The 25,662-nt window shown below is 56.2% G+C and carries 12 protein-coding genes; all 12 read right to left on the bottom strand.

Going from position 1 to position 25,662, the window contains the following annotated elements; all coding sequences use genetic code 11:
- Positions 1-31: 31 nt before the first annotated feature.
- Positions 32-391, bottom strand: coding sequence for a hypothetical protein (locus HZS54_RS11430; protein WP_179922647.1), 360 nt, complete (start codon positions 389-391; stop codon positions 32-34).
- A gap of 132 nt (positions 392-523) precedes the next feature.
- The gene (locus HZS54_RS11425) at positions 524-904 is read right to left on the bottom strand and encodes a hypothetical protein (protein ID WP_179922646.1); all 381 of its coding nucleotides are present in this window, start codon (positions 902-904) and stop codon (positions 524-526) included.
- 211 nt (positions 905-1,115) lie between these two features.
- Complete coding sequence (locus HZS54_RS11420; RefSeq protein WP_179922645.1) at positions 1,116-3,512, bottom strand: phage NrS-1 polymerase family protein; 2,397 nt, start codon at positions 3,510-3,512, stop codon at positions 1,116-1,118.
- 302 nt (positions 3,513-3,814) lie between these two features.
- Positions 3,815-6,316, bottom strand: coding sequence for an ATP-dependent DNA helicase (locus HZS54_RS11415; RefSeq protein ID WP_179922644.1), 2,502 nt, complete (start codon positions 6,314-6,316; stop codon positions 3,815-3,817).
- A gap of 88 nt (positions 6,317-6,404) precedes the next feature.
- A complete protein-coding gene (locus tag HZS54_RS11410) occupies positions 6,405-7,955 on the bottom strand; it encodes an AAA family ATPase (protein ID WP_218927145.1) in 1,551 nt (516 codons plus the stop codon).
- Between the two features lie 198 nt (positions 7,956-8,153).
- Positions 8,154-8,753, bottom strand: coding sequence for a hypothetical protein (locus HZS54_RS11405; protein WP_179922643.1), 600 nt, complete (start codon positions 8,751-8,753; stop codon positions 8,154-8,156).
- A 143-nt stretch (positions 8,754-8,896) separates the two neighbouring features.
- Complete coding sequence (locus tag HZS54_RS11400) at positions 8,897-15,748, bottom strand: TrbL/VirB6 family protein (protein WP_179922642.1); 6,852 nt, start codon at positions 15,746-15,748, stop codon at positions 8,897-8,899.
- A 208-nt stretch (positions 15,749-15,956) separates the two neighbouring features.
- Positions 15,957-18,827 (bottom strand): hypothetical protein, encoded by a 2,871-nt coding sequence (locus HZS54_RS11395; protein WP_179922641.1) that lies wholly within the window; start codon positions 18,825-18,827, stop codon positions 15,957-15,959.
- Between the two features lie 118 nt (positions 18,828-18,945).
- Positions 18,946-20,004 (bottom strand): TraC-like domain-containing protein, encoded by a 1,059-nt coding sequence (locus HZS54_RS11390; RefSeq protein WP_179922640.1) that lies wholly within the window; start codon positions 20,002-20,004, stop codon positions 18,946-18,948.
- A gap of 202 nt (positions 20,005-20,206) precedes the next feature.
- On the bottom strand, positions 20,207-20,575 hold the full coding sequence (locus tag HZS54_RS11385) for a hypothetical protein (RefSeq protein WP_179922639.1): 369 nt from the start codon (positions 20,573-20,575) through the stop codon (positions 20,207-20,209).
- A gap of 106 nt (positions 20,576-20,681) precedes the next feature.
- On the bottom strand, positions 20,682-23,030 hold the full coding sequence (locus tag HZS54_RS11380) for a hypothetical protein (protein WP_179922638.1): 2,349 nt from the start codon (positions 23,028-23,030) through the stop codon (positions 20,682-20,684).
- A gap of 146 nt (positions 23,031-23,176) precedes the next feature.
- A complete protein-coding gene (locus tag HZS54_RS11375; RefSeq protein ID WP_179922637.1) occupies positions 23,177-25,522 on the bottom strand; it encodes a hypothetical protein in 2,346 nt (781 codons plus the stop codon).
- Positions 25,523-25,662: the final 140 nt, after the last annotated feature.

Genomic DNA, 25,662 nt, shown 5'->3' with positions numbered 1-25,662 from the left:
CGTACTCTTCATCGGTTTTCTTGGTCTTTGGTCACCCCCCGGAGATGAATTTCAGGAGTCCAAGGAATGCTTCATACCCGATGTAGAATATGATTGTGAGGACTCCGCTTACGGTGAGCCAAACTCCGGTCTGGGCGCGATTTGAATTTGCAGACGCCGTAAACCACAGAACGGAACCGAACGCGAGCGTGATGAACCCAGCGTACCGAAGAGAGAGGACTACGACATCGACGATATTGGCCAGGATGTCGGTGATTTCGTTTGTCTCGCTACACCCGTTTGATGGGTCCGTACAGTCTGCTGAAGCTGGCCCCACGAGGACGACGCTTCCCAGTAAGATGAGAAGTGTAACTGCGAAGATGGCCGTGAGGTAGCTGTTGGACCGTCTCATACTGACTCGTTATCTTAGGGTGGCACCTAAGACGTTAAAATAGTTGGCCTTGGGCCAGTTCGGTAGCGAGAGAAGGCTCTGGTGACGTTGCGTTCTGAAGAATGTCCGGGGTGGACGAAGGTTGGTTCTGCTTTACGAGCTGCCGCCTTCCGCGATCCACTTCAGCAGGCTGACGAAGGCCGTGAAGCCGAAGTAGAACACGATCATCGCGAGCCCACCGATCAGGAGCCAGACGCCGGTCTGGGCGCGGTCGGAACTCCGGCGAGCCGTGAACCAGAGAGTCGCGCCGGCGAACACGGTCACGAAGCCGGCATACTGTAGGGTAGTATGCGCGACCTCGAACACGTTGTCGAGCATGTCCGTGTAGCCATCCATCCCAGCCGAACAGTTGTCGACTTTGGTCGGGTCTTCACAGCTCTGTGCCATCACGTTGCCAGCGGCCACCATCCCGCTCGTGAGGACGAACGAGAAGAGCAGCATTGACATTGCAATACGCTTGATTGCGGAGCTCATGCGTACAGGTCAATCAATAAGACGATGCCTAATTAATGTACCGGTGGTTCTACCCCCAAAATTTCAAAATCGACAAACAACGAGGGTGTCATTTCAATCTGCTGGGACAAAGTAAGACCGTCCCAGCGGAGAGGGTTTATATACTACACGAGCTACCCCTTACCAGATTGGAACAAAGTAAGGCTGTCCCAGATAGCCTCCGCGCAGTAAGTTAGAAGAACTGCGATAGGAAGGAACCGTCTTCCTCCTCGTCAGCAGCGGTATCCTCGGGGGCGACTTCACGATCCCCGTCTGCACGAGTTCGTCGAGCCGTCGGGCGTCCTGAATCGGTGGTTGGATCGGACGGTTGTTCTCTGGAATTCTCTCGGTCACGAACCGAGTCATTGACCGGTTCGGGTTCAAGGTCTGAGCCCATAGCGGACGTATCTTCATCGTAGTGTTCGATGATATCCTCAACCGATTCGTCAAAGATGTTCTCGGGCGGAATTTCACCTGTGCTCAGGAGGATGTTCTCGATCCGGTCGAAGAGCGGCTCCGGCTGCACGTGGCAGATGAGTACTAATAGCTGGTACATCGTCTCCAGTTGGTTCTCCCGCTTGTCTACGATCTCCTCGTACTGTTGGAGTTCCCAGTAGACGCGCTCGAGTTTATCGTCCTCCAGCTCGAGGTCGTGACGGAGTTCAGCCTTCACCCTTCCTAATTCTTCGTCGAGTTTGGAGAGTTCAGCCTGAATGTCCTCCAATTCCGTCCCTGTTTCTTTCTCGAAGCGATCCAGACGTTGTTCTAGTTCATCTTCCCGCCCGCTAGTCCGTCTGGATGTACGCTTGTCTCGATCATCGTCGTCTTCATCATCACGTTCGCTGGTGGTTGAAGTGGTGCGAGAGCGACTGGTACTTTCGCTGCTATCGCTACCACTTGTCGATTCTGTGCTGTCTTCCGAACTGGTCGAAAAGTCGCCCTCCCCAAGAACGGAATCGTCTGATTCTCCTCCGGGCACCGAAGAAGATTCTTCATCAGTATCGTCAAAGATGGATGCTGCTTCGTCCTCTGCCGGGAATTCCTCCTCCTCGTCGTCCCCGGAATCCCCGTCGAACATACCGTCGCTGCCGAATCCATTATCGTCTCCGTCTCGGTCGCCATCAGAGTCAGTGTCGAAGTTTAGTTCGGTGTAGTATTCTTCTTCGTCTTCGTCGCTCCCGCTCGGTCTAGGGCTCGATGTCGATTCTTCGGTTCCACTATCTGACGAACCGGCGATGTCGTCAGGTATTCCATCACGCCGTTTTTGACTGCGTTTTCGACCTCCACTTCGACCACGCCCACGTTCTCGACTCTGTTCTCGCGCTTGCTGCTCGCGATCGTCTTCACCATCGTGATCCGATTGTCCCCTTTCTTCTGAAGAGCTGTTTCTATCAGATGAGGTGCTGGCTGTTGTGGATGTCCTGTTTTTTGATCCAGCTGTCTTGGGGCCTGAATTCCCGTCGCCGGCGTCATTATCGTCTTCGTCGTCGCCTGTGGAGAAGCCAGAAGCCTCGAACCCATTTTCGGAGCTCGTGTCGCCGTTACTGTTTGAGTGTGTGTGGGACCCTGTTTCGTTTTCTTCGTCGACGAGATCGTTGTAGTACTCTTCGTTGTAGTGGTCGTCTACTTCCGCTATTGCCTTCTCGATGGTTCGTTCCCCGTACGTGGACCCGTCGGAGTATCGAACGTCGTCCCACTTCGGCCGCATCAGCCCGGAGGCGCGGAAGACACGGTCCATCCGCTCGGGGTCGCCGCTGAACCAGAACGCGAGCATATCGCAGAAGCCCATATCACCCTCGGAGTGGGAAGGGTAGTATTCCTTCCAGTTACCACGCCACAACTGGGTGAAGCGGTAGCCGTTGTTTGCGGACTTCGCAGTTTCCACGATCTCGCGAACTTCTGCCGGCAGGTCGTTGAGATTCGGATCACCGGACTGGGGCGGTCGGGAGTCACCGTCGTGGTCCTCAAGGTCCAAGTGGCCCCACTTGTCTGGGTCGACGTCGATGTCGGTTTCGTTTGCCGATTCGTCATCTTCGGCGAGGAAGCGGTCGTAGACAGCGTCGAGGGCCTGTTGTGCTTCTTTGATCTCCGGGGTTTCGTCGTCTTCATCGAGACGCTCTCCGTCCACATCGACGAGTTGGCCGGTGACGGTGAAGAACCGACCATCTTCGTACATCTCGATGTCGCCTTTTCGGTTCCGATCGCCGGGGATTTCGCCTTTCAGGATGACGTGAGCTCCGGTGCCAGAGGGACTGATTTCGATCCAGCCGCCGATGTCTTGCATCACGTCTAGCGCCCACTGTTCCCACTCCTCCGTCTCGGGGTCACGGCAGTTGTCCAGGTCGACACCGACGTAGGTGTCGTCTTCGGTGAAAACGAACCCGATACCGTCCATCTGGCCGGCTTTGACCTTGCCGTTGGCGTTCAAGAATGAGCCCCAAGTCGCGGGGTCGTCGGTCTGGGCGAAGCCGCCTGTCTTCGGATCTTTGGGAAGCTTCGTCTCTTTGCCGTCTCGCATTGCTGCTTCCCAGCAGAGCCACTGCTCCCGATTCTTCATTTCGTCGCGAATGCGGTCGATATTGATGTCCATAGTTACTGGTGGGTGATGTGCTTGTAAGCCCGTTCAGCCTCCGTTCACATATATCCTTGAGGTCGTACTGAGAGGCAACCACGACTTATCTCTAAAACTCTCACTCCTACCTGAGTGGTAAAAACTCTCTCAGACACACCTACTACCTCATTCGGTCAGTCCATAAATGTTGACCAGTGGCTCGGGTGCGTGGCAATGGAGTTTCTTCGGCCTTACCAAGTCATTGTAACAGTATGGACCCTATCACTTGGTAAGGTTTCTGCCCCCTCTGCTGTGAGGGCTGCGCCAACTGGGGAGGGCTGTTACACGTCCTGGTTTTGCCAGAAGGATTCTAGCTCGTAGGGCAACTCATCAGGTCCTATCGAGACGAATTCACCCGCCTCGTAGTCGGGGAAGTATTGCTTTACACCACCCCTGTTGGAACGTACGTATCGTTCGTCTACTAACACACGGACGCCGACGTCGCCGTCGCCTCGAATCACGCGACCGAGTGCTTGCCGCGTTTTTCTGATTGCGGGGATGCTGAATGCGTACTCGAACCCCTTATTGTTGAACCGGTAGTCGTATGCGGTTTCGATAGCGTTCGCGAGGTTTGATGACGTGTTCGTGATCGGGACTCCACAGACAACCGCACCCAACAGCTTGTCGCCATCGAAGTCAACGCCTTCTGTGAGTGTCCCCCGAAGGCTTGTGGTGAGGACTTTTGGCGGACCATCGAAGAACGCCCGCTTTAGCTGTTCAGTGGCTGTATCTGAGCTACTGGTATCAGTGAGTATCTTTTTCTCGACCTCGGGATCGTTGGCGAGGGTTTCACTCGCCCACGACGCCTCCTGGTAACTCGGCATCGTAACGAGAACGTTGCCGGGCGTTGTTTTCACAACAGTCGCAATTACTGACCGGTACATTTTCCTGAGACCTTGATTATCCTCTGGTGGCCACCGATTCGACCACGTGAATCGAGGAACATCGACTGCCAGCGAGAGGCGGTTTTCTTCAGGAAAGCCCAGCTCGAAGGCTGATTCACCTACGTCTCTCTGTCGTTCTTTGGAAGGAATGGTGGGTTCATCGTCTGCCGGCCCGATCGCATCTAAGTCGGGTAGTTCGTCTTCGGGCTGTTTCTCCTCTGGATTTTCTTGGAGGTCTGATTCACCCTCGGGGAGTGCCATCGTAACGAGTGAACTGGTGGGTTGCGTGCCCTCGTCAAGCTTGCTGATCCCCGTTACTTCACGGTAGATGTTGAGTGGCGACAAGGTAGCTGACATCAACATCGCCCCGCCGAACACGTCTAGCGTTCCCGCGATTTCGTTTTGTGGGATACAGTTGTTTATTTTGAGCCTCGCTCTGTATCCAGCCTTCCACGGCTTATCCTGGGGTGGGTCTGACTTTGTGTTCGCTCTCGGCTCAAGAGTTACCTCACGGTAGTACTCTGTGTGGTCACCGACCCACCAACGCTCGAGGAGCTCGTGGGCGTTCCCTATCGGGAATGAACCGTCTGGACTCTTTCCTTCGATTTTGCGGGCGACTACGTTCTTCGTGACGCTGACGACCTTGGATGCTTTCAAGAATTTTTCCCAGATGTCTCCGTAGCCCTTCTGCGATGCCCAGACGGTAATCGAGTCGGGTTCCTGTGTCGACGGGTCTTGAAGTGGGATCGAGATTTCGTCCTTCCACTGATCACGAATCGCTTGCTGCCACCGTTCATCATATTCTGCTTTCAGATTCTCGACGATATCGTTGGCGACGATCTCCTGAATCTTCTTCAGGAACTTCGCCGCGACCCCCAGATCAGGTATATTCAGGTCTGTTGCGTTCAATATCCCTTCTGCTAACCGGCACTTTTTGGGGTTTCCTTTCCCGGATGCCCACCGCTGGACCTCGTTGATGTCCATGATCCCGCGCCGCAGGGTAGAGTATGAGATTTGGTACGAGAGCTGGTCACGGACCTCCTGCACCAGTCCGTGGGCCTCGTCTGCGATGAGGAGGGTTGAATCCCCGATGATATCGCCTGTGAGTCCTCCCACCGTTGTCGGGTCGAAGACGTGCTTGTAGTTTCCGAATAGGACACTGGCGCGATCGTGGAGTCGCCGCATCTCCAAATGTGGGCACGTTCCTGCCCGAGCGCCCTCCTTGAGCGTCTCCTGAGCAGTTGTTACTCTCCGCAAGTTCAACGGATATTTCTCTTTGACGGAATTGGTGATGTGAGAGGCATAGAATGGACAATACTCCGTCTCTCCTACAGTGGGGAGTTCAGGCTGAAAGGGCGCGTCGACGTCGTCGAACGATAGTGTCTCTTCGATCCCAGGTTCTCGCTTCGCACGCACTTTGAGCCCGAACGCGGCGTTCGCTTCACGCTGGGTCCGTTTCTGCTTCACCGCTTCGACCATCAGCTGGCGTGTGTTGTCCCGGAGCGATATACACTGGTGATAGATGTCGTTCTTGTCGATCTGGCCTGCCTGCACGTATGGACAGAGATCCGATTTCCCAACCAGCGAAAGTCCCTCGAAGTATATCTTGGACTGGCTGTTGACTTCCTTCAGATCGTCCTCGAAAGCAGATAGCTGCTGTTTCTTCGATGTGATTACCAGAACTCGTTCAAACTTGGTCGTCCGATCTCGAACCAGTGATAGCCCTGCAGTGAGCGCAATCAGTGTTTTTCCGGTTCCGCACGGCCCCTCCAGTAGGTGGATTCCACCGTCACGGAGCGTATTGATACTCTGATTGATCCCCTCGATTTGATTGGCGTAGGGGTCGAAAGGGAAGATGTCTTCCCAGTAGTCGGGAGTTTGGCTGTCAGGAGTGCTCATATCGATTCGTTCGGGTCGGTTACTGGTTCGTCTCCGACCACCTTAAAATTGGCAGTGGGGAGAAACCAAAACGGACAGCGCCGACGGGTTACTCGTTGGCAGTCTTCGCTTCTTCGTAGCCGACTTTGATGTCTTCCCACTTCAGGTACTCTGCGCCGCGCCCGGCGGCCTCTATCTTTGCCTGATTCACGAGGTTGTTCAGGTCCGCACCACTCCAGCCGTCGGTCTTCTCAGCGATGCTCTCGACGTGTTCCAGACTGAGCTTGTGCGGAATTTCAGCCAGTTTCACCTTGAGGATTTTCTCCCGTGCTTCCGCGTTGGGCATCCCGATCTCGAACTCCTCGTCGACGCGACCGGGCCGAAGCACTGCTTCGTCCATCTTGTCGCGGCGGTTGGTCGTCAGGAGCACGATGAAGTCCTGGTCCTCCTGAGTGAGCGCCGAGAGGAACGTGTTCGTGATCTTCTGGTCTTCGGAGTGCGTGTTCATTCCGCTACCCCGGCCACCGAGCAGCTGCTCGGCTTCGTCGATGAAGATGACCCCATTGAGTTCCTGTGCCTCCTTGAATAGCCGCGAGATGATCTGTGGCGACTTGTTGACGTACTCGTGGGTGAGGTCAGCCTGATTCAGTTCGACGAACGGGCGGTTCAGTTCGTTCGCAAGGGCACGCGCGAACAGCGTCTTCCCGGTTCCCGGCGGGCCGTGGAAGAGGATGCCCCGAGACGGCTCGACACCGAACCGGGCGTAACTTTCGGAGTCTTCCCGGAGGGGTGCGACGACCTGCCCCCGGAGAGATTCCTTCACGTCGCTGTACCCACCGATGTTCTCAAACCGGGTTTCGGGCGGTTCTTCCCACGGGAACTCGAACTCATCGATCGCCCGGCCGCCATCTTTCCCATCACCGTCGCTGTTTGAGTCTTCTGCCTTCTGTTCACGCTCGTTGGGTGAGGGGGCGTCGGCGGGCTCGTCCTCAGCGGTTTCCTGCGGTTCTGTCTCTCCCGCCGTGTTTTCAGGCTCCGGCTCGGTATCTGCAGCACTGGAAGGGTCATCAGAACCACCCGATTCCTTGAACGGGTGGTCTTCGGGGTCGGTACGGAGGGCTTCCGGGTCGATGTTGCTCCTGGCTTCGTCTATATCGTCGCGAGAGCGGTCCAGAGAGCCTTCGGGGACTTCGCGGGCAGCCTGCTCATCTATCCCGCCTCGTGCCTTGTAGAGCCCGGTCTGAACGGTTACGTACCGGATCGGATTCCCCGTCCGAATCGTAGCGAACGTCGCCGCTGCCATCACGCCTCCAGCGAGGGCAAATGTCGAGGCGGCGTGATCGATGGACTGCAACCACTGGACCGGGTTGCTTCCGAGGAGTGCGACGTTCCCGGCAATAAAGATGACAGTGGCAGAACCGGCAACGAATCCGCTGTGGAACGGATTCCACTGGTCCTTGTTGACGTGGAATGCGGCGCTAAGCGCAGTCAGCGCCAGCAGGATCGACGTGTGCTGGGAGGCTCCGATGCCGAACCAGACCAGGAACAGATATCCGCCCGCAGTCCGGTACTTCGGAACTTCGTAGAGCTGTTCGCTGTAGCTACTCCACCAGATGTAGGTGAGGTAGATGTAGATGATTGCGAACCCGACCACCATCATGCGCTGATCACCCGATTCTCCGAGTCAGTCAGAGATGGGAAGACGTTCCGCTGGTCGAAAGGGGCGGACGCCGACGTCGCCTTGCTGGTGGTCATCTTTCTTCTTACCGATAGTTATCCCTATCCCTTTATAAAACTCAGCAATATTCCAACCGGCCAACTGTTTCCGCGCTCACGCCCTAACGACCGGGAAACCAGCCTATCGAGCGTCAATAGCTCGATCAACCGTGAGGAGAGCCGCCTCGTGACTGACGCCGTAGACGTCGGCGAGGATGTTCGCAAGCTCCTCTCGAGAGGGCTGCTCTCCATCGTGCGTATCTAGGTAGTACTGGGTAGCTGGCCGGACGCACCCACGGAGATACTCAGCGATCTCGCTATCATCCAGTCCATCGGGGACGTAGATCTCCACGTCGTCCCGGTACTTCGTGAGGATGACCGGCGAGACATCATCCTCTACTATCTCGCCTTCTCCACTAAGTTTCGAGCGGAGCTCCCTGGGGTCGATGGCGACCCGAGTCGCCTTGCCTACAGTGTAGTTACCGATCGCGCTGAGGTCGTTCGGGCCGTCGCCACTCTTTGCGACTGTGTGGACGAGTATCTTCGAGACGGGCGGGACCCAACCTTCGGATGTCAGCACGCCTTTTCGGGTATAGGCCCGGTCACTATCCGCTTCGCTATCATCACGGGAGAACACGTAGACTCCAACCATATCATCGGGCGGCTCGATAGAGCTAGGGACGCCCCGGTCATCGAAAAACTGCGGTCGATGCCTACCAGCGGCATCATCTTGTTGGACCATATAGGCCATTAGTCGATGGCTGTATATATTATGTTGGGTTCACCCCACCCCCCTAACTCTCTTCTCCCGTCTGTGAGTTAGTCACCCTCTGAGAAAACAGGTCTACTCTACAAACCTAACCCACTTTCAGTCTCTGGAGTGGCTTATTCGCTTTCGGAGTTCTCTTCTTCTTCGGTTTCCTCTGTGGCTTCTTCGCCTTCATCACCTTCTCCCTCTTCGAGGTTACCGAACACTTCATCGAGCTCATCTTGGCTTGCGCCTGAGGTCGATTCAACCTCAACGCTGTCGTTTGACACCGACTCGATGTTGTGGCGAATGACCGGAGCAACCCCGTCTGAGTGTTCGCTATGTTCTTCGTCGATGTCTTCGACGGGCTCTAGCACTTCGTCTGTCCTACCTTCTTCTTCCAATTCGGTAGCGATTTCAGTCGCCTTGTTGGTGATTTCCCCTTCGTACTTTCGGCTGTCTTCGTGGAAGTCTTCGTTTGCTTCTCCGATCTCTTCGCCAACACGCCCGGCAGCACCAGCACTGATCTCCATTTCACGAGCATCGTCGAACTTGCCCATCTGAGCGCCGCTCCGGTCGAAGTCGATGACGTGCAGGCCACCTTCTTCGTCGACGTGGACGTTGTCCTCACTCACGTCGATGTTCCCACCGAGCATCTGCACAGCCATCGTTTCTTCGTATTCTTCGCGGTCTACCTTCTCAAGGGCCTCGTCAGGTGCTTCGTCAACTGCCCAGGTCTCTGTTTCAGCACCTCCTGCTTCTTGCTGGATGATCTCGTTGTTTTCCTCGTTGAATGCAGTATTCGGGGGCTCTTGCTCCATCTCTTCAGTCCATTGCTGGCCGGCGAGGGAGCGGTGGCGGAGTTCTTCTGCGTTCAGGGTGTTCATGATGTCGCCGTCGTCCATCGTTTCGTCCAGTTCGTCGTAGTCGGTGATGAACACCTGCTCTCCGTCTTCAAGGGTCTCGACTTCCATCGCTTCGGCTGTGAACCCTGCGTTTTCATCGACTGTTTCGCCATTGGATTCGGACTCATCCGTGTGTTCACGCCAGTTGCGGGCACGTTCTTCCCAGCCGCCTTCGGTTTCCTCGTCTCCTGCAGCTTCTGCTTTACCGCCGCTGGTAGCGGTCTCTGTCTCACTGCCACCGGTAGCGGCTTCTTCTCCGTCTTCATGACTACTCCCGCTCTCGGAGCTGGTCGTAGCCGACCGCTCAGCGGAGGTTGATGATTCACCTCCGGCGCTCTCATTTCCCGAACCACCGCCATCGTGATCGTCTCCACCGGATGCGGCCACACCTCCGCTTCCGCCGTCATCATCGCCATCTTCGTCATCACTGTTGCCTTCAGACTCATCACCATCTTCTTCGGCTTCCTCGGGTTCTTCCTGCTGTTCCTCGGATTCTTCGACAACTTCTGACTCAGCTCCGGTCTCGGGGTCGATGTTCTGTTCAGCGCCTGCGTCGTGGGATGGAGTCCCCCCACCGGCTTCCTCGTGGCTCTCGCGCTGCTCAACATCGCCGGTCTCGAAGTCTCCATCTTCCCGATCGCCGAGTTCTATGTCGCCACTCTCAAAGTCGCCACTCTCATATTCTCCACCTTCTTGGTGGACTTCTTGGTCGTGCTCAACACTACCACTGGACTCTGAGGTAGTGGCTTCCTCCCCGCCAGCGTCGGTAGAGATGTCTTCAAATGGATCTCCCTCGAACGAGGCATCCGACCCTTCGCTGGACTCGGGTTCACTACCGCTTTCGAGACCGCCTTCTTGTTCGGGTGTCGTTTCCGTGCTGGCTTCACCTTCATCCAAGTCCACCTCACCGATGGACTCGTCTATCTCCGACTGGGAAGCGCCTTCATTGCTACCACCTTCGGCAGACTCCCCTTCTGGCTCTGGCTCTGGCTCTTCGACTTTACCGCCGACGTCTTCGGGTTCCTTCTCGACCTCAGGCTCGTTGTCCTCGATTTCGGGTGACTGCTGAGAACCGCCTTCGCCTATGTCGAGAGAAGACCCTTCGGAACCGGACTCCTCTGGTTCGTTGGCGGTACTTCCGATGTCTTCTGTGGGTTCTTCGGTGGTCTGACTTTCCGAGGCCGACATTTCGGTGGATTCAGTCGGTCCACTCGGTCCAGTACCTTCGGTGCCAGATTCGCTGCTGGTGTCGATGAACGGATCGTCTTCCCAACCGTCCGATTCCTCGGCGAGGTCAGCGAAAGGATCATCGGACGAACTGCTTCCGCTCTCGCCAGATTCTGCTTCGGAACCAGTGTCACTACCACCCTCTGCGGACTCCGATACGGAGCTTTCCTCCGACTCGCCCTTCTCGACAGTCGCTTCTCCGCTTTCGTCTTCGGGGGTGCTGATCGACCCAGAAACGGTATCGTCGACAACCGTACTGGAATCATCTGTATGCCCGCCTTCAGCGGGGCTACTGCCGGTTGCTTCCGGCTCGGGGCTACTATCTTCTGGCGTACTGCCACTACCTGCTTCTGCTTCAGATTGTGATTCGGAACCGCTGAAGTCAACGCTGACACCGCCTTCGTGGTTCTCCTGCGTACTCACCTCGCTTTCTTCCGAGAGTGAGATGGTATCGTTCTCGCTTCCGGTTTCGATCTGGGCGTTACTGGCCGATATGCTATCGCCTTCGCTGACGTTTTCGAGTTGGCCAGAACCGAGTTCTGGCGCTCCAGTTTGGGTGGTATCCGTCAGCGGAGCCGAACCGTCTTCGCTTTCGATCGTGGGATCGCCGTATTCGTTCGTGCCCACGGTGCCCTCGATGTCGGCAGTCTCGCCATCGAGGTCTTCTCGCGACTCGACGCCTTCGAGGTTTTCGTGCTGAACACGGCCACCCTCTAACTCTGTACTGCCGGTGACTCCCTCGGTTTCAGATTCCTCGCTGCCGATCCCGACATCTTCGCTACCTCGAGCTAGGTCACCGCCAGGGGTCTCGGACGGGGCGCTTTCGGGGCTTGCAGTTTCACTACTGGGTCCGCCAGCCGACTCAGCAGTACCGGCCGACGAGAGTTGGCTATCTTCGTCGGGGACGACCTGGATGTACTGGTTGTCGGGATCTGCGCTGACTTCTTCGCCATCCTCGAATCTCGTTACGGCACCTTCCTCGCCACCGTGTTCGATTCCAGAGGATTCCTGCACGCGCGAGTCGGCGTAGTTGAATCCTTCTTCGGTTGCCCACTGCCGGGTCTTCACACCGGATTCTTCATCGAACTCTACGGTCTCGCCATCTTGAGGGTCACGTCGTTCTCCGTCGATTTCGGGTGCAGGCGATTCGTCGAGTCCGTGTTCACTACCGAAGCGAACATATCCGACGGATGCTCCATCCTCCTTGACGTTTCCGTTCTCATCAGCCTCGTGGAGGACGCCACGAGCAGCGATCATGTCATCAGCTGAGGCGTCTGACCCGTCGTACATGTCCTGCTCGATCTCATCTTCGTTCCACGTATCCTCGTAGACCCACTGGCCTTCTGGGGACGTCTTGTACGGGAGATCCTCTTGGCTATTGTCCGCTCGGGCCAGTTTCTCGCCGGAAACCGTATCTGGCCCACTACTGGAACCTGATTCGGAATCGCTGCTGCTAGACGGACTGCTTTCGTTGCTGGCACTTTCGAAGCCGTGCCCGCTACTGGACGTGGACGTCGTTGAACTCCGATTACTACCATCGGAGCTTCCGCTCGTTCCGCTGCCGTTGTCAGCGGTGGAGAACCCGTGGCTGGTGTTTATCTGCCCTCCATCACCTCCCTCGTGACCACTGTCTCCACCTTCACCGGAAACTGATTCACCGTCTTCAGTGCCGGTCCCACTATCACTTTCGCTACCGGTTTTTTCGGCTGTCGGGGTGGTAACTTCAGAGGCCTCGGTCGCTTCGATACTGTTTCCGTCTGCGCCGACCCTTACGTTTTCAACACGAGCCTGTTCTCCAGTCTCGATATCGCCGACGAACTCGCCTTCGTCGCTCGTGATATTGTTGTTCGGGTCGTCTATATCTCTCGCGTTCAACGTTTCACCCGTGCTCTCGTCTTTTAGGGCATGTCCCTGTTCAGGGTCCTGTATGACTTTTCCTTCGACACTCCGATCGTTGTTGATGGTGGGGTTCGCTTCACCACGATTGAGGCGAGTCGGGCTTAGCGTGTTGTTGACCGGTGATTCAGAGTCTGGCTCGCTTGCTCCACCTTCATCGTATAGACCAAATCCGCTGTTCGTCTGCGCGGATTCACTGGATTCACTACCACCGGAGCTACCAGAGCCGCCAACGCCGCCAGCGCCGTTACTGTCTGCGCCCTCTCCAGCACCTGCTTCGGATTCAGAAGACGAACTGACGTTCAGGGCGTTGTATTCATGTGCGCCCTGGTGGGACTCATGGGCGTCTTCGGACATTCCGTACTCACGACTGACATCTCCGGTGAGGGTTCCGGTCTCTCCTACGTTTTCCTGTAGGTGTTGGGCCGTTTCTTCGTCCTCTGCATTGACGGGGATCACTTCACCGTTTTCTGTTTCAGCGTAGAACTGATCCTCGTAGTTTTCTGCTTCACTCGGTGCTTCTCGGAGAGTAGCATTTTTGACTGTGGCTTCGTTCCCTGCGATCTCGTCGTTCCCGATGATTTCATCTCCACGGACTTCGCCTTCCTCGAACTGACGAGAGTTCCCATCGACGTGGAATTTCTGCGACCCATCTTCACCTTTTCTCATCCGTACGTTTCCAAGTCGGGCCGTTTCGTCTTGGGAGAGTGAGAAGTCAGCATCTTCGGCCACTTCGACATCTCCAATTTCTTGACCAGTTTCTGGTGCGACGAGCTTACCTTGCTGAGAGACGCCTTCGGGTGTCGAACCTGCAGAAGGTTCGTAGCCAACCTCTCGGTCGAGGTCAAATCGCTCGCCGGTATCGCTCAGCATATCGCTGTGCTTTTCGGCGAACTCAGGTTGGACACTGTGTTCGGGACGTTCAATTCCACCTCCGCTATCGTCTTCGGCGGGCTGGCTGTTTGCGTTAGGCACTCCACTGCTGCCACCACCGCCGGAGCTTCCTCCAGTTTCACCACCGACAGTGTTACCTCCGTATCCATCACCTGAACCTTGCATCAGGTACGGCGAGTGAGCGCCGATAGAGCCTCGCATACCTTCTCCGTAGAAGGCGTTTCCGGCGGCCTGCTGGCGCTTCCGCTGGTTTTGTGCGGTCTTCTTCATCCGGCTTTCCTGCTTTGAGAGTGTCTCGTCGATAGAGTCGGCACGCTGTTCGTGTTGTTCGGCTTTTTGTTGATGCTGTTCGATCGATTCGTCGAACTGTCCTCGCGTTGTGCCCACAGACGTACGGTGGGTTTCTCCATCTTCTCCCCGGTACGTGAATTGGCCATCCTCGGTGAGCTGAGCCGTATCTTGACTTTCGGCAGGGTTCGTATTCAGTGCGCCGGCTTCGTTTGCTTGTTGGAGATCGACTGTTCCATGTTCACCGTCGTTCCAGTTGATGGAATCATTGAACTGCTTTTTGTTCTCCTGAAGCCCTTCAGCGGCATCCATGTGCTTCTGAGCCTGCCGCCGCTGGATGTTTGTTGGGTTGAGTCGGTCTTTCGCGCCTTCGTACCCCTTATTTGCGGTGTCCTTGATCCGTTGAGCGTTTCGCGACTTCCAGTCTTGCATTCGTTCCGAGGCTCCCTCGACGTAGCCTTTCGGTTCACTGGGGGATTCGTCCACCCCAGTAGCTGAGTCGGATGGCCCGCCGCCAGGTTCGCCAGTTCCTCCACCAGGACCGCTGGAAACACCTCCAGCCGGCTCGGATTCACTGGCCGAAACTGTCTGTCCTTCGTCGACGACATCTGAGAGACTGCCACCGTTTGCGGTTGTGGCACTACCGGAAGCGCCGACACCTCCACTACTACTACTTCCGGTTCCGACGCTACCACCGCCTCCACCGGCGCTTTGAGCCATACTCGAGGCGGATGGGCCAGCTCCTGCGCCGCCACCCGCCCCAGCTGCGCCGCCAGCACCTGCACCGCCACCTGCTCCAGCAGCGCCGCCAGCACCCGCACTGCCACCCGCACCGCCACCCGCTCCGCCGGCCATACCAGCCAGTCCTCCCATGCCTGCAGTTATTGCGGCACCGGCGGCGACGAGCGCCCCGGTGATGGCGTTACCGACTCCGAGCGGTTCGCCCGCCCAAGAGATCAACTTCCAAACGGTTGCGATGAGGAGGAATGGCAGGAGTAGCGTGAGTACGAGCTGAGACCAAATTGCGGACACCCACTGTGCGCTACCGAAACCTGCGCTGAACCCAGAGAGTCCGATGACGAGAAGGGTTCGGTAAATTACTGCCACGATCGGACCGACCAACAGCGAGTAGATTCCCATTCGGGCGAATTTGTTAGCGAATTCGTGGATGGATTCCAGTAGACCCCAATCAGCGTACCAGAAGACAGCAAGTAGTGGGGACATGATATAGACGACGTAGATCATGAACGTCCTGAACTGCAGTAGAAGGAGCGTGATCAGCATCGCTATCGCTGCCAAGGCGAAGAATTTCGTCCCCAGAAGGACGTAGACGAGACCGAGTCCGATTGCGTTCCCCATCTGGTTGAGGGGGTTCATCAAGTTCAAGAGGTCTCCGCCACTCGGCATCAGGGCGTGTGTGAGAATGTTCGCGAGGTCTACACCGAAGCCGATGAGGGGCCGAGAGAGCGCAATCAGTACGATCACACCGACTGCACGAAGTCCCTGCCTCCACAGACTCGTTTTCTGTTCGTCTGCGAAGGGCATCGAGAGGAGACCGAGGATGATCATTATTGGGAAGATCGCTAACGCAATCTCGAATGAATCCATCCAGGCTTGGAAAGCTGCGGTGTCTCCGTAGGGATTCTCGACGGTGAAGAACACCTCAATACCGAAGCCGAGGAATGCGTCGACGGCGCTCTCGATGGCTTCGGCGATGGAACCGAATAGGAGGTCCCAGATTTTACTCGCGATGTCGTCTCCACTTGGAAGAATATCCATAGGCGGTATCCAAGTGGGCCTCGATGCGATACCTGAGAGTAAGTACAGTGGGCTTGTCATTTTTGGAGTCTGGTTCGGGGCCTAACCGCTGGTCGTGGTTGAATAGCAATTTGGCGCTGGGGTTCATTAGATTATCGGTGAGAATTGTTAACCCACTGGAATAAACGGTGCTACGCAACCGATATTTGAGCGAAAACTACTGGCTCGATCAGGTGAAGTAGAGGATTGCTGCAGTTCCGAGTAGCAACATCCCCACTACGATCGGGAGTGTCTTCAACAGCCATTGCACGGTTTCTCGGCCAAGCAGTTCGTCGACCATCGAGTCCTGATTCTCCGGGATGTCGTATTCCCGGTCGGGGCCGGGACTCTGTTCCTGGGGAGCTGGTTCATCGAGGGCATCTTCTTTGGGTTCGGGTTCGCCGTCGCCACTCCCACGGCCGGGGAGGAACGACAGAAGGCCGCCCTCTTCACCTTCATCGTCGACGTCGTCTTCGGTTGGCTCTTCCTCCAGTTCCCGTTTAACCTCAGGCGGGATATCGTCGGACTCTTTCGGGTCAGGCACGGGAGTTGCATCCTCGTCCTTACTGGAATCGCCTCCCCAAAGGGGGTCGTCTGTGCCGTTCTCTGTTTCTGGGGGGCGCTGTTGGCGGTCTTCGGAAGGCGAATCTCCGTTACGAGAATCGGGGTGGCTCGCCTCTCCCTTGTCACTCTCGCTGTTAGACGGCTCCGAAGTTTCTTGGACCCGGAAGGGGTCTCGAACTTTGTCTTCTTCGTCCCCGTCCATTTCTTCGGGCTCGTCCTGTGGATAGGTCTCGCCTTGCAGTTCGCCTGGATTATCGATATGTTCGTGCCCCGCCGAACTAGATTCACCACGCGATTCAATTGGTCCGGGTGCTGTAGCCGGCTGGTCTGTAGCCGAGATAACGTCCTCGTTGAAGTTGGACGAGTCCCCTGCGCCCGATTCTGTTTCAAGCCCTTGCTGCTGAAGGAACCCATGCGGGTCGAGGTCCTCTTCTAAGATATGCCGTTCATACGGCCCCGCGTAAATCTCCAGGCGTCGGCGTCCGTGCTCTGACGTTGATAGCAGACACTCGGAGAAATTAGAGTTCTGCCCACGGGCCGCCTGCCGGAGGAATCGAGCTTCCTCTTCGGAGAAGTCGAAGTATTCGATTACTTCGGGGGAGACGTTCTCTTGGTAGAACAACTGTTTGATGTCGCAGTTGTCGTAGATCTCCTTTTTCTCGTCGTTTCCGAGGAACTCGTCTGGCGTCTGGCTGATGAGTGTCAGTCCGGCGTCGAAGTGGCGGGCGTGCCGAATGAAGAGGTTCAGCAGTTTCCGCGCTCCCGACCGGTTTAGGAGGTAGTGTGCCTCCTCGAAGGTCACGTCTGTCCGCCGAGGGCTTCGGCGGGCCTCCTGGTATGCCCAGTCGAGCATCGTGTGCATGATGAGCGGCATCTCACCAGTGTCAGCGAAGGATTCCATGTCGAAGCAGACGATACGGTCGTCCAGTTCGATGTTCGTCCTCCCGTTGAGGTTGTTGTTGACGCTGCCCTCTTTGAAGGACTCGAACTTCGGAACGAGCTGCTGGGCGATCTTGACGTGCTCGTCGGACGGGTCTTTGATGATTTCTCGAGTCCGTCCGGGCAACTTCGTGAGGTCAGTTGCACCGTCAGCCATCGCATCCGAGACGGGCGCGCTTTCTTCGTCGATGCCACCCTGAGCGATGGTTCGGACGCCTTCGATCACGTCGTCGATGATGGGCGATTCGTTGCTGAACGTTTCGGGGTCAGCCGTAATTCCCTTTTTCGCGTAGGCGTAGTGGACGGCCTGCGTGATGACACCTTCTTCGCCGGCGTCCATCCCGCCGCGCTTCGACTGCTCGAAGTACGTTTTGAGGATCTCGATGACGCTCCGAACCTTCGTCGTGTAGAGGTCGTCGGTGTCTTCCTGGTCGCTCGGCTCCTCGATCTGGAGCGGGTTGATCCTGTCCCCACCACCGAACTTGATGACCTGACCACCGAGCTTGTCGGCGAAGTCCACGAAGTCGTCACCCAGCGGGTCGAAGATGATAGTCCGTATATCGGAGTCGTTGAGAAGTCGGCGGTAGATCGCCATTTTCGTCGAGTAGGTTTTCCCCCCGCCGATTTTCCCGGTGACCACCTTCGAGTGACCACTGAGGGCGAAACGGTCGACAATGACTGGACGTTTCGAGTCGTCGAACCCCATCAGGACACCGCCGGGCTGGTTGACTGGCGGCTCCACGAAATTGAAGAACGTGGCAAGGGCTTCGAGCTGGACAGTGTTGTTGTTCTTGATTGGGTCGGTTCCAACGGGTGTCATCGCCTGCTGACTCTCGATCTGGCGACCTTCGACAGGAACCAAGTCCATCCCCTGTTCGGAGACCTGCCGCTGGACGACGCGGCTGGCCTCTTCCATTTCTTCCAAGGTCTCCCCGTGGATTTCCATATAGAACGCGAAGTTGAACAGCTTCGTCGTCCCCTCGATCACGTTTCGCAGGAGGCGCTCCAGTTCTTGACGTTCGTGCTCCTCCTCGTAGACGTCGGTTCGGCCCCGGCGCTTCTTCCACTGGATGGCTGACTTCATTTGCGTTAGACGCTGCTGGAGTCGGCCCTTCACAGAGGAGGTATCTCGTGGCTGGATATGCATCGAGATACGTGCGTCGTGTTCGGAGAGGGTGATAGGGACCATCCAGCCGGGAGTGACCAGTCGCGGGAGACTCGTCGTAGTCAGAATCTGGTAGAAATCACCATCGCGAGTGTGCCACTTCGTCTCCTTCTCCATGTTGTTCGGGGCGACCAGCGACCGGTCGATCCGGCCGCGCTCTTCGCCAGTCTCGTAGGCGGAGAAGAGTTCTGCATCGTCGTCGACGTTGCGGAGATAGTATGCAGCCTCCTCGATGTCCTTGCGTGTAGTATCCCTCCCGATCGCGTTGAGATACTCCAGCGCATCCTGCATCTCTCCGCTGTTCAGTTCATCAATATCTATACGGCCAGCCTCGTCTTCCTCTTGACTTTCGCCAAGTGGACTGATGCCTTGGAGTTTTTCTGACAGACTCATGCGTTAAACCTCGCGGTGATTTCGTGTACCTCTCTGTGTCTGCTCACAGAACTGGCCACGTCTGGTGTTGGTTATCTCTGTGTCTTCCTTCCGCGCTCATTAGTTTATTGGTGGTCGTTTAAATGATGGCTTCAGTGTCGACCTCTCCGTACTCTTCTGAGGTTGGGGCCTTCGTGAGCCAACCGTGATCCATGTTCCCTGGTGCGCTCGAACCCTTATAGTAGTAGTACAAGACTTCAAGCACTTCCTCACGGCTGTCGACGATGTTGGTTTGCGTTCCCGTACGTGGGAGCGCACTCGTTACGTTCTCTGCCCGTGTCCACAGTTCATCGTATCGCTTCTTCTGGTCGACGTCACCGCCACTTGGCTTCAATTTGCTCAGGAAACCACCACCGCTGGCTTGTTCGTCAACTTCGTGCTTCTGGGCTGTGACGACCAAGAAGTGCCGTCGGTCGCGGATCTCACCCATCTCTACGACGTTTTCCAGCCAGTTTGCGTGTTGAACCCGACCGTGCTCGAGTAGTTCGCTCTCGTTGGGTGGCGTCTCGTGGTTCGTCTCCTTGAGGCTGTCCACGTATTCGCCGGCGTCGAAGGGGACAGGCAGAGTGAAGATCTGTATTGGGGCTTTGATCCCCATCAGGAACTGACTGAACGACTGGTAGACGGCCTGCCGTGATTGTCCGTCAAGGATGAGCCACGGACGAGCTTCGATTTCGATGATTAGACTATACGCCTCCTCGGTTTCGATGACTCCGCTATCGTGGATCGATTCGAAGTCGAGATTTTCGATGGTGTTCTCGTTACCGAACATAGCTTCTGATTCTTGGTTTTGTTCAGGTGGCGGGAGTAGGAAGTCTCCCTCTCCTTCCTGCAGTCGAACGTCGTTGTCTTCGTACTGAATCGGCTTCCATCGGAATCGGTCCGGTCCGAGGTAGTATTTGATCATCCCGAAGAGCCACGCAGCTGGGCTCTGGCCGGGTGGTGTACGAATATAGACGGCGGCCCCGATGATACCTCCCACGATAACAGTTGGACCGAAGATGAGGGCGGGGAAGTTGAGGACTGTGAGTGTGAGCCCTGGGGCCATTGGTACGGCGAACGACTGGATCAACCGCTGGAGAGAGAACCCGAACAACTTCGTCTTTAGGAGTTTCTCCGCTACTGGTACGGGCTCCATCTTCAGTCAAGTATCCATGCCCACGCTAAAATAATCTTGGGGTCACTCGCCTGATTTTGGCGGTGTTCCTACCGCTCACCGTCACGTTCCCCGCCAGCAAAACACCACTAACCGAGAGACAGAAAGAACCCCATCAAAACTTCATCTCCCTGTGAATTAAGCGGAGGATTCAGGACAGAGTAAGTCTGTCCCAAGCCCTTGCTCAGACGTCGCCGATGAAGGCAGCCATCTGGAGCAGGATGTCCATCGCGAGTGCGAGACCGAACAAGATGAAACCACCAATCATCCCGCTGTAGCCCGCCTGTGACCACGAGGAGTTCTTACTGCCGAGCGCCCACAGCGTTATCCCGTGGAGTAGGATGATCGGCCCGAGCAGGTACGCGATGTTACGTAGGAGCTCGTGGAGCCGACCGAGTAGGTTGATGATCTCGAGTTCGGTCACTGATGTCTGGAGGACGGTTCCTGGTGCCCCTGCAGCTGCCGCTTCTCCTACGAAGAGGGCAGCAAACACTGACAGGCTCATCAGCATCTTGAGTGCGGTTCGTCCGTACTTGGTATCGTGTTTGGTCATTGTTGTAATGTGGTCACCGCTATAGTGACAAGGTCACTTGTTGGTTGATTACTGGGTGGATATTCCGTTTTTCGTGGACTCTCTATTTTAGTCTTTCCCCGAGGAGTTAGTGTTCTGTACTCCCTCCTTCAGTGGTTGCGCCGACTCGGACGGAGTCGAGGGTGCCGATCGGATTCTCGTCGCCACGATTGCCTCGTACGATCAGCACCGTGTGGACGTACTCGCCGTCGAGCTCGAACGTGACCATCTTCTCGTTCGCCATCGTCTCGCCGTCGAACGACCGGGCGACTTCTTCGACTTTAGCGATATCCTCGCTGGTTTCGCTCTTCGAGACTTCGTAGGTGTCGCCCGGCTCCATCGTGCCCATATTCTCATTGCTGGCACCGTTGTTGTGGGTCTCGAAGGTGATGTCCGGGTTGTTTAGCGTCTCAGAGTAGGTGTCGTTGTTAGCCAACGTCTGGTTCCCGGTGTACCTGATGATCCCGGCGTCGTCGTCGACGATCTCGAAGTCGCTTGAGAGGTCCCAAGTTTCACCATCAACCGAAGCCCGAACTTCTGTGATACTGGTCACGGGGTTGCGTAGTTCCGTGGCACTCTGGCCGGACTCGACGTAGTTGGTGCTCGTATCGAGCATTTCTGAGGTGTCAAGGGTCCCGTCGTCGGTTACGTAGACCCGGACGTTGTACGTGACTTCGTGTGGGTTATCTTGGTACCCTGCTGCACCTTCCGCAGCACCATCGATACTGACGAACCCAGTATCCAGCGAGTTTCCGAGCGAGATGTGTTCTTGGTGTTGTATGATACCGGGGTCTTGCCCATTCCCGGTGAATTGGAGCTCGAAGGTCTCTCCGACAGAGACGGGTCGGACGCTCCCAGTTCCACGGGAGTTGTCGTACGACCAGCCGTGCATCGTCCCGTCCTGGAATTCGGTGCTATAGTACGTCGGTGGCTCGGCTTCCAACGCAGGGTCTGCAAGCGGCGCTCTGTCGACGTCTCCGGTGAAGATCCACGTAGCTAAGTTCATCGTCGGGACGACACCGACGATGACCACACCAGCGATGATCGCACCGAACAGCAGCGATTGGGCAAATTCTTGCCCACGAACGGACTTCGTGAAACTGAACACGACGAAACCGATCGTGATGGCGATCATCACGACGTACAGCATGGTGTCAGTCGTCAGATCCAGACCGGCAGTGAACAGGCCGATCGTCCGGTCATACCCTTTATCAGGGTTCAGCGTGATGCCGCCGGGGTTGCTGTTCTTCGCCAGCGGATCGCCCTGTGAAGTCTCTTCGAGGGCGGTGAACTGGACGTTGTGGATATCGTACTGGCCATTGGAACTGAACCTGACCGTCACTTCGTCGGTGTTGAGGTCCAGTTCAACGGTTTCTTCGGATGTCGAATACGGGTCGATAGTGCCGGATGCGACCTCCTGCCCGTACGCCTCGATGGTGTATTGGACAGGGTGCTGGGACTGAGAGGTCCCTTCCATCACGAAGTACGATTTCTGGGCGTCACTGATCCCGTCAAGCTGGAAGTCGCGGGTAATCGTACTGGCGTGTGAACGAATCGAAGTCTGCTCGCCTTCTGCAGTTGGTTCGTTGATGATTGTAAGCGGGTACGGGTCAGGACCGCCGAACGAATCGTCTTCGGGGACGGATTCGAACCCATTAACTTCGGCTTGGAAGGCGTCCTGGCTTGCGTCCACCCAGTAGACCTGTCGAAGCATCACGAGCCCTTCGTCGTTCCCGTTCGAGTACATTCGGTTAGCCTTGACCAGCGTGACGTTATCGGCTTCTCCGCTCACATCGAACATGTGGGTTCTCCACTGCTGCCGGTCCGTTTGGGACAGAGTGCCAACTTTGTCGAAGTCATTTCTGAAACCATTTCCTTCACCCATGCCCCGTGAGGCCATCCAGCCAGGGTTCGAGTCGTAGGACTGGGTGGTGTAGAGTTGGCCTTCGCTGCGATGGTAGTTCCAGATGGCGAGTTCGTGTCGGTCGTCGCTGGTGTGTTGATTGGTGTGGGCGTGTTCGACGACCAGAACAGGGTTCGTCATCCCATCTGGCACGTCGAGCCGCCTGTATATCCCGATAGTGCCACTATTATCGCCCTCAAAGTCGGCGTCTAGCCACGGTTTTGAGCTGTCGAATTCGCCCCACCCAACCCTCCGGTGGTCGCTTGCACTTCCGTAGTAAGGATTGTGGTCCCAGTCGTGACCAATGCTGTAGTGGTTGTGGTTCCAAGTGTCGTCGTTGATCAGATGCTGATTTTGTAGGTTGTCGTCAGCTGTCAGTTGGACTGCCGACTCGTTGTACTGCGTGAAATTTTCTTGGTAGTACGATTCCTCACTCAGGATTTGGCCGCTGACGGCCCCCAGACCGATACCGATGGCTGCGAGGACAGCCAACGATATAAGGAGACCTGAGAGGACCCGCTTCTTATCGGTCATCGCTGTAGTCTGTTTCTCAGATTTGGCAGAGTGCGATTTATATTTTTGGTTGAATGAGGGCCTAATGGTTACCAGAATGGGGGAAATCGGCCTCTCAAATTAGGACGGAGAACACGAGCGGGTCCGAATCAGTCGTTCCTGAGGAGTTAGTGTTCTGTACTACCTCCTTCAGTGGTCGCGCCGACTCGGACGGAGTCGAGGGTGCCGATCGGATTCTCGTCGCCACGATTGCCTCGCACGATCAGTACCGTGTGGACGTATTCGCCGTCGAGCTCGAACGTGACCATCTTCTCGTTCGCCATTGTCTCGCCGTCGAACGAGCGAGCGACTTCTTCGACTTTAGCGATATCCTCGCTGGTTTCGCTCTTCGACACCTCGTAGGTGTCGCCCGGCTCCATCGTACCCATGTTTTCGCTGCTGGCACCGTTGTTGTGGGTCTCGAAGGTGATGGTCGGGCTATTCAACGTCTCCGAATAGGTGTCGTTGTTAGCCAGCGTCTGGTTCCCGGTGTATTTTACAACACCGGCGTCGTCGTCGACGATCTTGAAGTCGTTCGAGAGGTCACGGGTCTCACCGTCGATAGTTGCTCTGACCTCGGTGATGCTGGTCACCGGGTTGCGTAGTTCCGTGGCACTCTGGCCGGACTCGACGTAGTTGGTGTTCGTATCGAGCATTTCTGAGCTATCAAGAGTTCCATCATCTGTCACATAGACCCGGACGTTGTACGTGACTTCGTGGGGATTGTCCTGATATCCTGCTGCGCCCTCTGCGGCACCGTCAATACTGACGAATCCGGTGTCCAGGGAATTCCCGAGTGAGATGTGCTCTTGGTGTTGGATGATACCGGGGTCTTTTCCGTTTCCAGTGAATTGTAGCTCGAAGGTCTCTCCGACGGAGACGGGTCGGACGCTCCCAGTTCCACGGGAGTTGTCGTACGACCAGCCGTGCATCGTCCCGTCCTGGAACTCAGTGCTATAGTACGTCGGTGGCTCGGCTTCGAGTGCGGGGTCAGCGAGCGGCGCTCGGTCGACGTCTCCTGTGAAGATCCATGTAGCTAAGTTCATTGTCGGGACGACACCGACGATGACCACACCAGCGATGATCGCACCGAACAGCAGCGACTGAGCGAACTCCTGGCCGCGAACGGACTTTGTGAAGCTGAAGACGACGAAACCGATCGTGATGGCGATCATCACGACGTACAGCATCGTGTCGGTCGTCAGATCCAGACCGGCAGTGAACAGGCCGATCGTCCGGTCGTACCCCTTATCAGGGTTCAGCGTGATGCCGCCAGGATTGCTGTTCTTCGCGAGAGGGTCTCCTTGTGAGGTTTCTTCGAGGGCGGTGAACTGGACGTTGTGGATGTCGTACTGGCCATTGGAACTGAACCTGACCGTCACTTCGTCGGTGTTGAGGTCCAGTTCAACGGTTTCTTCGGATGACGAGTAGGGGTCGATAGTGCCGGACGCGACCTCTTGCCCGTATGCTTCGATGGTGTATTGGACAGGGTGTTCTGACTGAGAGGTCCCTTCCATCACGAAGTACGATTTCTGGGCGTCACTGATCCCGTCAAGCTGGAAGTCACGGGTGACGGTGCTCGCGTCAGACCGGAGAGAGGTCTGTTCGCCTTCGGCGGTCGGTTCGTTAATGAGTTTGAGGTCGTACGGGTCAGGACCGCCGAATGAATCGTCTTCAGGGACGGATTCGTATCCCTCCACTTCGGTCTGGAAGGCGTCTTGGCCTGCGTCCACCCAGTAGACCTGCCGAAGCATCACGAACCCTTCGTCGTTCCCGTTCGAGTACATCCGCTGAGCTTTAATCAGCGTGACGTTGTCGGCCTCGCCGCTCACATCGAACATGTGGGTCTTCCACTGCTGCCGGTCTGAACGGGCTAGTTCAGCATCTTTGGATAGGTCATCCCGAATGTTATCTCCGTTCGCGTAAACGCGGGAAGCCATCCAACCAGGCCTACTGTCGTACGGCCGGGTAGTGTAAAGTTGACCCTCATTACGGTCTTCGTCCCAGATTGCTAGTTCGTGACGTGGGTCGCTCATATGCTGATCGGTGTGGGCGTGTTCAACGACCAAGACAGGATTCGTCATTCCATCTGGGACTTCTAATTCTTTATATATCCCGACAGAACCTTGATCGTCACCTTGCCATTCTCCTTGTAGCCACGGTTTCGAGGTGTCGAATGGAGACCACGATCTCCGTTGGTCGCTTGCACTTCCGTACTGGGGGTTGTGATCCCAGTCGTGACTAATGCCGTAATCGTTGTGGTTCCAACTATTGTCGTCGATCAGGTGTTGGTTTTGTAGGTTGTCGTCGGCTGTCAGTTGGACTGCCGACTCGTTGTACTGCGTGAAATTTTCCTGGTAGTACGATTCCTCACTTAGGATTTGGCCGCTGACGGCCCCCAGTCCGATACCGATGGCTGCGAGGATAGCCAACGATATAAGGAGACCTGAGAGGACCCGCTTCTTGTCGGTCATCGCTGTAGTCTGTTTCTCAGGTTTGGCAGAGTGCGATTTATATTTTTGGTTGAATGAGGGCCTAATGGTTACCAGAATGGGGGAAAGTGAGAGTCCTGAATCAGAGATAGGAAAGGAGAACAGAGTGGACTAAACCGCTG

The sequence above is a fragment of the Halosimplex pelagicum genome, from assembly GCF_013415905.1.
Classification (GTDB): Archaea; Halobacteriota; Halobacteria; order Halobacteriales; family Haloarculaceae; genus Halosimplex; species Halosimplex pelagicum.
Note: the sequence above shows the minus strand (reverse complement) of the source record. Positions and strands in the feature narration are given on the sequence as shown.

Excerpts from the sequence above, each read along its gene's own strand:
- HZS54_RS11430 (WP_179922647.1), bottom strand. The coding sequence starts at position 391 with ATGAGACGGTCCAACAGCTACCTCACGGCCATCTTCGCAGTTACACTT.
- HZS54_RS11425 (WP_179922646.1), bottom strand. The coding sequence starts at position 904 with ATGAGCTCCGCAATCAAGCGTATTGCAATGTCAATGCTGCTCTTCTCG.
- HZS54_RS11420 (WP_179922645.1), bottom strand. The coding sequence starts at position 3,512 with ATGGACATCAATATCGACCGCATTCGCGACGAAATGAAGAATCGGGAG.
- HZS54_RS11415 (WP_179922644.1), bottom strand. The coding sequence starts at position 6,316 with ATGAGCACTCCTGACAGCCAAACTCCCGACTACTGGGAAGACATCTTC.
- HZS54_RS11410 (WP_218927145.1), bottom strand. The coding sequence starts at position 7,955 with ATGATGGTGGTCGGGTTCGCAATCATCTACATCTACCTCACCTACATC.
- HZS54_RS11405 (WP_179922643.1), bottom strand. The coding sequence starts at position 8,753 with ATGGTCCAACAAGATGATGCCGCTGGTAGGCATCGACCGCAGTTTTTC.
- HZS54_RS11400 (WP_179922642.1), bottom strand. The coding sequence starts at position 15,748 with ATGGATATTCTTCCAAGTGGAGACGACATCGCGAGTAAAATCTGGGAC.
- HZS54_RS11395 (WP_179922641.1), bottom strand. The coding sequence starts at position 18,827 with ATGAGTCTGTCAGAAAAACTCCAAGGCATCAGTCCACTTGGCGAAAGT.
- HZS54_RS11390 (WP_179922640.1), bottom strand. The coding sequence starts at position 20,004 with ATGGAGCCCGTACCAGTAGCGGAGAAACTCCTAAAGACGAAGTTGTTC.
- HZS54_RS11385 (WP_179922639.1), bottom strand. The coding sequence starts at position 20,575 with ATGACCAAACACGATACCAAGTACGGACGAACCGCACTCAAGATGCTG.
- HZS54_RS11380 (WP_179922638.1), bottom strand. The coding sequence starts at position 23,030 with ATGACCGATAAGAAGCGGGTCCTCTCAGGTCTCCTTATATCGTTGGCT.
- HZS54_RS11375 (WP_179922637.1), bottom strand. The coding sequence starts at position 25,522 with ATGACCGACAAGAAGCGGGTCCTCTCAGGTCTCCTTATATCGTTGGCT.